Below are 7,551 nucleotides of genomic sequence, written 5' to 3' on the forward strand. Positions count from 1 at the left end.
GCATGCTGCTGGTGACCGGGCCGACCGGCGCGGGCAAGACCACCACCCTGTACGCGGCCATCACCGAGATCAACACGGGGCGCGACAAGATCGTCACCATCGAAGACCCGGTCGAATACCGCCTGCCGCGCGTGCTGCAAATTCCCGTCAACGAAAAAAAGGGCCTGACCTTCGCGCGCGGCCTGCGCTCGATCCTGCGGCACGACCCCGACAAGATCATGATCGGCGAAATCCGCGACGACGAAACCGCGCAGATCGCGGTGCAGGCCGCGCTCACCGGCCACCTGGTGTTTACCACCCTGCACGCGAACAACGTGTTCGATGTCGTCGGGCGCTTCTTGCACATGGGCGTGGACGCCTACAGCTTCGCCGCCGCCCTGAACGGCATCGTGGCGCAGCGCCTGCTGCGCCTGAACTGCGAACACTGCGCGGTGCCGGTCCCGCCCGATCCGGACGAACTGCGCGACAGCGGCCTGGCGCCTGAACAGGTGGCCGGCTGGCGCTTCAAGGCGGGCGCCGGCTGCGGCCACTGCCGCGGCACCGGCTACAAGGGCCGCAAGGCGGTGGCCGAAGTGTTGATGCTCAACGACGCCATGCGCGAAATGATCACCACCCGCGCGCCGGTCAGCCGCATGAAGGAAGAAGCCTCGCGCGCCGGCATTCGCCTGGTGCGCGAGGCCGCGCTGGACCTGGTGCGCCAGGGAGAAACCACATTGATGGAGCTAAACCGTGTCACTTACTGAACTCTTCTCAAGCCGCACCGTGTGCGTCTCGCTCGCCCCCGACCTGCTCACCGCCGTGGTCCGCAGCGGCAAGCGCATCGTCGCCCACAGCGAAGTACGGATTCCCCTCGACCAGGCCGACGGCAAATGGGATGGCGCGCTGGCCGCCTTCGGCGCCTACCTGCGCACCGCCGGCGTCACCCTGAAGGGGGTGCCGGTGTCGGTCGCCCTGACCACGCGCTGGTGCCAGCTGGCCATGATCCCGTGGAGCGACGCCCTGCTGCACCAGGGCTCCGCGCAACGCTTCCAGCAAGCCCAGTTCATCGGCATCTACGGCGACGCCGCGCGCACCTGGGAGATCGTGTGCGACGACGCGCCGTACGGCCAGCCACGCCTGGCCTGCGCCATCGAACGCGACTTCCTGCAAGGCCTGCAAGAGGTGGCGCGCGAGTGCGGCCACCCGTGCATGGCGATCGAGTCGGTGCTGTCGATCACCTGGCGCGCCATCGCCTCAAGCGCCCCGCGCGCCTTTGCGCTGGTCGAACCGGGCCGCCTGGTGCTGGCCGCCGCCGCCAACGGCCGCATTCACGCGGTGCAGGCGCAAGCCCTGCGCGGCCCGTGGGAAAGCGAACTGCCGCAAGCCTGGCAGCGCTGGACCCTGCGCGCGCCCGAGCTGGGCGAAATCGCGCAGGTGGCGCTGGTGACCCTGGACGAGCGGCCGGCGCTCCAGGCGCTGCCCGAACAGTTCGACATGGTCAAGCTGCCGCCGGCCCCGGCGCCCGGCTACGCCGCCGTGGCCATGATGAGGTGCTGAGCATGGCGCTGACCCAACTCAATTTTGTGCGGGGCGCGCCAGCGCCCAGGGGCTGGCGCCTGGCCTTGCTGGCCGGCGGCCTGCTGGCCCTTGGCGTGGCCGGCGTGGACTGGGTGGTGCAGGCGCGCCAGGCCGGCGCACTGGAAGCGCAGCTGGCGCAGTTGGCCCCGCGCGAAGCGCCGCAGGTGTACCTGTCGGAAGCCGACCAGCGCGCACAGGACCGCCAGCTGGCCATCATCGGCGACGCCGTGCGCCAATTGAACTTGCCGGTGACGCGCCTGGTCAACACGGTGCAGGCGCCGCTTGATATCCACGTTGCGCTGCTCGGCATGGACTTGAACAGCAAACCGGAAGACGGTGCAAAAGGCGGCAGCGCCGCCGGCGGGCTGAAGATCGCGGCCGAAGCCGAAACTGCGGGCGACATGATGAACTACGTCGCCTACCTCAACGAGCAGGCCCTGTTCACTTCCGTGTACCTGGTCAAGCATGAATTGAACGGCGCGGCGGCCAACCGGCCGTACCGTTTTCAACTGGAGGCGCAATGGCAGGACTGAAAATCGCCAGCGCCGCACAGCGGGCGGGGGCGCCCTCGATGCTGGCCGCGCGCATCGCCTGGGAAGCGCGCCGCCACGGCGCCCGCCTGGGCTGGGGCGCCGCCGTCGGCGCCTGCGCGCTGGCGCTTGCCGCCGCGTGCGGGTGGCAGTCGCAGCGCCTCGAAGCGCGCCAGCACCAGTTGGCGCAGCGGATCGCCGCTGCGCGCTCGGTCAAACCGGCGCAGCAACGGGTGGCGCTGCCGGACGGCGCGCGCCGCGTGGCCGCCTTCTACGCCTGGCTGCCGGCCCATGAAACGATTCCCGACCTGCTCAAGCAACTGGTCGACGTCGCCTCCAAGAATGGCGTGGCGCTGGCCAAGGCCGATTACAAGGCGCAGGCCGAAGACGGCGCCGCCTTTCTGCGCTACCAGATCACCTTGCCGATCAAGGCCGATTACGCCAGGGTGCAAGCCTTCATCGTCGGCGCCTTGCGCGACATGCCGTCCCTGACCCTCGATTCCGTCACATTCAAGCGCGAGCAGATCGACACCGGCGAGGTCGAAGCGCGCGTGCATTTCAACCTGCTGGTCAGGAAGGCCGCAGCAAAAGGAGGACGCCGATGAAAAAGATGACGATGGCGGTGGCGTTGGGCGTGACGCTGCTGGCCTGCTATTTCGCCCCCGACGACGATACCGACATCATCGCCCCGGCCCAGGCGCGCACCATCGCCCCGGCGCCGCTGGTGGTAGTGCGGGCGGCAGCGCAGGAAAGCGAAGCGCCGGCGCTGGACATTCGCCCGCGCGCGCAGGACGAGGAACTGGGCAACGCCTTTGCGCGCCAGAACTGGCAAGGGCCGGCGCCGCTGACGGAGGCGGCGCCGGCCAGGCCGGCCGACAGCGCCGTCACCAAGCCGGTGCATGCCAGGGCGGCGGCCAGCGCCGGCGGCGCACCGGAACTGCCGATCCGCCTGCTGGGGCGCTTTCTTGATGACGGCAAGCAGGCCTACTTTTTACAGGTCGAGGAACGCAACGTGGTTGCCTACGTGGGCGACAAGATCGACGACAGCTACACCTTCGACAGCGCCGAAACGGACACGCTGACGTTCACGTACCTGCCGCTCCAGAAGAAACAAACACTCGCAGTAGGGGAGATGAATTGAATCGCACACTGACTGGTACCACCTTGCGCATGCTGGCTTTGTCCGCCGCGCTCGCCGCCTGCGCCGGCCCGCAAACCTTCAAGGAAGGCAAGGCCCTGATCGAGCAGGGACAAGTCGAGCAAGGCCTGGCCAAGCTCGAACAAGCCGTGCGCCAGGACCCCGGCAACGCGGAGTACCGGATTGGCCTGTTGAACCGCAAGGCCAGCATCGTCAATGCCCTCAATGCGCACGCCGACCATTTGCGCGGCCAGGGCAATTTTGCCGAGGCCGACAAGCTCTCGGCCCGGGTGCTGGCGATCGACCCGGCCAATGCGGTCGCGCGGCAAGGCGTGCAGGCGGGCGCGCAGGAACAGCGCCACAAGGAGATGGTGGCCGGCGCCGAAGCGTCGTGGCGGCGCGCCGGCGAGGCCGACCTGGCGCAAGCCCTGGAAGCGCTGCGCGTGGTGCTGCAGGAGCGCCCCAACCAGCGCGACGCGCTGGCGCTCAGGAGCCGCATCGCCGACGAACAGGCCAAAAAGCACGCCGGCGGCGGCAAGCTGGCCGCCGCTTACAAAAAGCCCGTGACCCTGGACTTTCGCGACGCGCCGGTGCGCTCGGTGTTCGACTTCCTGGGCAAGGTGTCGGGCCTGAACTTCGTGTTCGACCGCGATGTGGACCCGGCCATCCGCACCACCATCTCGGTGCGCAATACCAGCCTGGAAGAAGCGATCCGCATGCTGCTCTCGGCCAACCAGCTCGAACAGACGGTGACGGGCGAGCGCGCCATCACCATCTATCCGAACACGGCGCAAAAGGTGAAGGATTACCAGCAGCTGGTGGTGCGCAGTTTTTACCTGACCAATGCCGACGCCAAGACGGTCTCGTTTTCGATCAAGACCCTGCTCAAGGCCAAGGACATCGTGACCGACGACCGGCTCGGCATCATCATGATGCGCGACACGCCCGACATGATCCGCATGGCCGAACGCATCATCGCCATGCAGGACATGGCCGACCCGGAAGTGATGCTCGAAGTCGAGGTGCTGGAAGTCAAGCGCACGCGCCTGATGGAGCTGGGCGTGCGCTGGCCCGACAAGGCCACCCTGAGCCTGGCCAGTGTGGGCGAGAGCCTGAAACCGCTCACGCTGGCCGACCTGGGAGGCATCAATCGCGGGCGCATCAACTTCGCCGTCGGCAGCGCCACCATCAGCGCCAACCAGGTCGACAGCGACAGCAACATCCTGGCCAATCCGCGCATCCGCGTGCGCAACAAGGAAAAGGCCAAGGTGCTGATCGGCGACCGGGTGCCGGTCATCACCGTCACCACCAACAACGGCGTGAGCTCCGACAGCGTGAACTATGTCGACGTCGGCCTCAAGCTCGACGTCGAGCCGAATGTACACCTCGACGACGAAGTGGCGATCAAGATCAATCTGGAAGTGAGCAACGTGGTCAAGGAAGTGATCAGCAAGTCGGGCACGCAGGCGTACCAGATCGGCACGCGCAGCGCCGGCACGGTGCTGCGCCTGAGGGATGGCGAGACCCAGGTGCTGGCCGGCCTGATCAGCGACGAGGACCGGCGCAGCGCCGACAAGCTGCCGGGCCTGGGCGAACTGCCGGTGCTCAAGCGCCTGTTCGGCAGCCACAAGGACGATACCTCGCGCAGCGAGATCGTGCTGTCGATCACGCCGCGCATCTTGCGCGGGATGCGCCGGCCCGACCTGACGACCGCGCAGTTCGATTCCGGCACCGAATCGAATGTGGGCGGTTACGGGCCCGGTCCGGGCGCTGGGGGCGCCGCCGCGGGAGCGCCGCAGGCGCAGCCGGTGGAAGCGCCGCCGCCGGCGCCGTCGGCCATGACCGGCAACGATGGCGCGCCGCCGCAGCCGGCAAGCAGCGACAGCGCCAATGACAGCGCCACCGGCAACGGCAACGGCAACGCAAAACCCCCCGGCGCCGATGCGCCGCGCAAGGTGATCCAGTGACGGCGCGCGGCTTCACCTTCATCGAGCTGATGATCACGCTGGCGATCATGGGAACGCTGGCGGTGGTGGCGGTGCCGATGGCGCAGGTGGCGGTGCAGCGCGAAAAGGAGCGCAGCCTGCGCAGCGCCCTGATCGAGATCCGCGAAGGGCTCGAAGCGTACAAGAAGGCGGCCGACCTTGGCCGCATCAAGATCGCCTCGGGCGACTCGGGCTATCCGAAAAAGCTGGAAGAACTGGTCGAGGGCGTGCCCGACCAGCTCAGTCCCGCCAAGAAGAACATGTATTTTCTGCGGCGCCTGCCGCGCGATCCGTTTGCCGCCCCGGACCAGGCGCGCGCCGCCGATACCTGGGCCAAGCGCGCGTATGCCTCGCCGCCGGATAACCCGAGCGAGGGCGAGGATGTGTTCGACGTCAGTTCGCGCTCGGCCGCCGTGGGATTGAACGGCGTGCCGCACAAACAATGGTGAGGTGCCGTCAATGCGAATGAGAACACAAGGCTGTGGATTCACGCTGGTCGAATTGCTGGTGGTGATGGCGATCATCGCGACCCTCCTGACCATCGCCGTGCCGCGCTATTTCGGTTCGGTCGACAAGTCGAAGGAAGTCGCGCTCAAGGAAAACCTGCACGTGCTGCGCCTCGGGATCGACAGATTTTATGGCGACAAGGGCGTCTATCCATCCTCGCTGGGGGAGCTGGTGACGCACAAGTATTTTCGCTCGGTGCCGGTCGACCCGGTCACCGAATCGAGCGTGACGTGGCAGCCGGTGGCCTCCAGCGATCCGGACAAGCCGGGCGTGGCCGACATCCGCAGCGGCGCGCGCGGCAAGACGCGCGAGGGCGTGCCGTATGAACAGCTGTGATGTCGCGATTGCGGGCAAGGCCGCTGACTCAAGAGCCGTCATTCCCGCGAAGGCGGCAATCCCATTTCCTGGAGCCGCCCGTAGCTGCGGTACGAAATGGGGTTCCCGCCTTCGCGGGAATGACGGTCTTGGGGTTCCCGATGACTCAAAAAACCATCCATCGGCAGCGTCGAGGACCGAGGCCGGCTTTGCCTATATCTGGACCCTGCTGCTGGTCGCCTTCATGGGCATCGGCAGCACGATCGCCAGCGAGCTGTATTCGACCTCGGTACGGCGCGACAAGGAGCGCGAGCTGCTGTTCATCGGCCACGAATTTCGCGCCGCCATCGCGCGCTATCACGGCAGCGCCGCCGCCGGCCCGCAGATGTATCCATTGACCTTGCAGGACCTGGTCAAGGACCCGCGCTTTCCCAACGCAAAGCGTCACTTGCGGCGCCTGTACCCGGACCCGCTCACCGGCAAGGCCGATTGGGGTTTGATCCGGGTGGAAGGGCGCATCGTGGGCGTGCATTCGCTGTCGCGGCGCGCGCCGATGAAGGTCGACAATTTCGACGATCACGACAGCAGCTTTCGCGGCAAGGGGAGGTATGCGGACTGGACGTTTGTCTATCCGCACGATATGTTCATCCCGCCGCAGGAGGGCGAGGAAGGCAAGAACGGCGGGCAGCTGCGCATTGGCGTGCTGCCCGGGCCGGGTGCGCCGCGCTGACTCTGAAGAGGTAGTGGATTGATGGCGGTTTTCTGTTCGATTCAGCCAGGCGCACCCTGGCGCCGGATCGCGCGGAAGGTCAGGCTGATGCGTTCTCCGGCATGCGGGTCTTTTGGAATCGCGTGCAGCCAGTCGTGCTGCACTTGCCCCGACATGTACAGCAGCGAGCCGTTCGGCAGCGGATAGTCGACCCGCAGCGCGGCGTCCAGCTTGCTGCGGTAGGCAATCGCGCGCTCGCTGCCGAGCGAAATGATGGCCACGCCGGTGCCGTCGGCCAGGCCATCGGTGTCATCGGAATGAAAACCCATCGACGAGGCGCCGTCAGGGTAGTAGTTCAACAGGCAGTTGTTCGGCCGGAAACCGAGTTCGCCTTCGAGGCGCGCGCACAGGGCGTCGAGCAGCGCCGGCATCGGCACCTCCTGGTAGGCGATCTGCGCATAGTCATAGCTGACGCCGAAACTGGCCGTCTTGCGCGCCTTCATGCGCTCGTCCCAGGCCACGCCGGTCTTGAGGGCGGCGAACAGGGCATCCGGATCGGCGATGAAGCCGGGGCTGAGGCGAATCGGTGGAACAGGCATGGGCTCGGATTGCTCAGTACGGGTTGATCGGTTGCGCGGCAAACCTCGCCCTTCAGGGCGGGGTCAAGAGCGCGGACGGCGCAACCGTCCGGTTTGGTGCGTCTAGTGCGGCGTCTGCTGCTGTTCGATGTACTGCCGGATAACGGCGATAGGCGCACCGCCGCAGCTACCGGCAAAGTAGGAAGGCGACCATAGCGCGCCGCCCCAAAGC

11 protein-coding genes are annotated in these 7,551 nt (G+C 67.0%); 9 read left to right on the top strand and 2 right to left on the bottom strand.

Annotated elements, in window-relative coordinates:
- The 9 genes from F1735_RS31835 to F1735_RS31875 all read left to right on the top strand — a co-directional run.
- Window positions 1-743: GspE/PulE family protein (locus F1735_RS31835; protein ID WP_167240813.1), on the top strand; the 743-nt coding region annotated here is incomplete at its 5' end.
- Window positions 730-1,536 carry a hypothetical protein gene (locus F1735_RS31840; RefSeq protein WP_167240815.1) on the top strand — a complete coding sequence of 269 codons (807 nt, stop codon included), beginning with the start codon at window positions 730-732 and terminating at the stop codon, window positions 1,534-1,536. The genes F1735_RS31835 and F1735_RS31840, both read left to right, overlap by 14 nt.
- Window positions 1,537-1,538: 2 nt before the next feature.
- On the top strand, window positions 1,539-2,090 hold the full coding sequence (locus tag F1735_RS31845) for a hypothetical protein (protein WP_167240817.1): 552 nt from the start codon (window positions 1,539-1,541) through the stop codon (window positions 2,088-2,090).
- Window positions 2,078-2,692 (top strand): type 4a pilus biogenesis protein PilO, encoded by a 615-nt coding sequence (pilO, locus tag F1735_RS31850; RefSeq protein ID WP_167240819.1) that lies wholly within the window; start codon window positions 2,078-2,080, stop codon window positions 2,690-2,692. Before F1735_RS31845 ends, pilO begins: the two co-directional genes overlap by 13 nt.
- Window positions 2,689-3,228, top strand: coding sequence for a hypothetical protein (locus tag F1735_RS31855; RefSeq protein WP_167240820.1), 540 nt, complete (start codon window positions 2,689-2,691; stop codon window positions 3,226-3,228). The genes pilO and F1735_RS31855 overlap by 4 nt, the downstream gene beginning before the upstream one ends.
- The gene (locus tag F1735_RS31860) at window positions 3,225-5,192 is read left to right on the top strand and encodes a secretin and TonB N-terminal domain-containing protein (protein ID WP_229506067.1); all 1,968 of its coding nucleotides are present in this window, start codon (window positions 3,225-3,227) and stop codon (window positions 5,190-5,192) included. Before F1735_RS31855 ends, F1735_RS31860 begins: the two co-directional genes overlap by 4 nt.
- Window positions 5,189-5,659 carry a type IV pilin protein gene (locus tag F1735_RS31865; protein ID WP_373888618.1) on the top strand — a complete coding sequence of 157 codons (471 nt, stop codon included), beginning with the start codon at window positions 5,189-5,191 and terminating at the stop codon, window positions 5,657-5,659. The genes F1735_RS31860 and F1735_RS31865 overlap by 4 nt, the downstream gene beginning before the upstream one ends.
- A gap of 10 nt (window positions 5,660-5,669) precedes the next feature.
- The gene (locus F1735_RS31870) at window positions 5,670-6,053 is read left to right on the top strand and encodes a type IV pilin protein (RefSeq protein ID WP_167240822.1); all 384 of its coding nucleotides are present in this window, start codon (window positions 5,670-5,672) and stop codon (window positions 6,051-6,053) included.
- 223 nt (window positions 6,054-6,276) lie between these two features.
- Window positions 6,277-6,762, top strand: a complete 486-nt coding sequence (locus F1735_RS31875) for a type II secretion system protein (protein ID WP_187364414.1) — start codon at window positions 6,277-6,279, stop codon at window positions 6,760-6,762.
- Between the two features lie 41 nt (window positions 6,763-6,803).
- Here F1735_RS31875 and F1735_RS31880 read toward each other — a convergent pair whose 3' ends face one another.
- Both F1735_RS31880 and F1735_RS31885 read right to left on the bottom strand, forming a co-directional pair.
- Window positions 6,804-7,340 (bottom strand): alpha-ketoglutarate-dependent dioxygenase AlkB family protein, encoded by a 537-nt coding sequence (locus tag F1735_RS31880; protein ID WP_167240824.1) that lies wholly within the window; start codon window positions 7,338-7,340, stop codon window positions 6,804-6,806.
- A 102-nt stretch (window positions 7,341-7,442) separates the two neighbouring features.
- A partial coding sequence (locus F1735_RS31885; protein ID WP_187364415.1) for a transposase occupies window positions 7,443-7,551 on the bottom strand: 109 nt, incomplete at its 5' end.

The organism is Massilia genomosp. 1 (assembly GCF_011682185.1).
GTDB classification, from domain to species: Bacteria; Pseudomonadota; Gammaproteobacteria; order Burkholderiales; family Burkholderiaceae_D; genus Telluria_A; species Telluria_A rubra.

Bases quoted from the DNA above. Each gene is read 5' to 3' on its own strand.
- pilO (WP_167240819.1), top strand. From the start codon at position 2,078: ATGGCAGGACTGAAAATCGCCAGCGCCGCACAGCGGGCGGGGGCGCCC.
- F1735_RS31855 (WP_167240820.1), top strand. From the start codon at position 2,689: ATGAAAAAGATGACGATGGCGGTGGCGTTGGGCGTGACGCTGCTGGCC.
- F1735_RS31875 (WP_187364414.1), top strand. From the start codon at position 6,277: ATGGGCATCGGCAGCACGATCGCCAGCGAGCTGTATTCGACCTCGGTA.
- F1735_RS31880 (WP_167240824.1), bottom strand. From the start codon at position 7,340: ATGCCTGTTCCACCGATTCGCCTCAGCCCCGGCTTCATCGCCGATCCG.
- F1735_RS31870 (WP_167240822.1), top strand. From the start codon at position 5,670: ATGCGAATGAGAACACAAGGCTGTGGATTCACGCTGGTCGAATTGCTG.
- F1735_RS31845 (WP_167240817.1), top strand. From the start codon at position 1,539: ATGGCGCTGACCCAACTCAATTTTGTGCGGGGCGCGCCAGCGCCCAGG.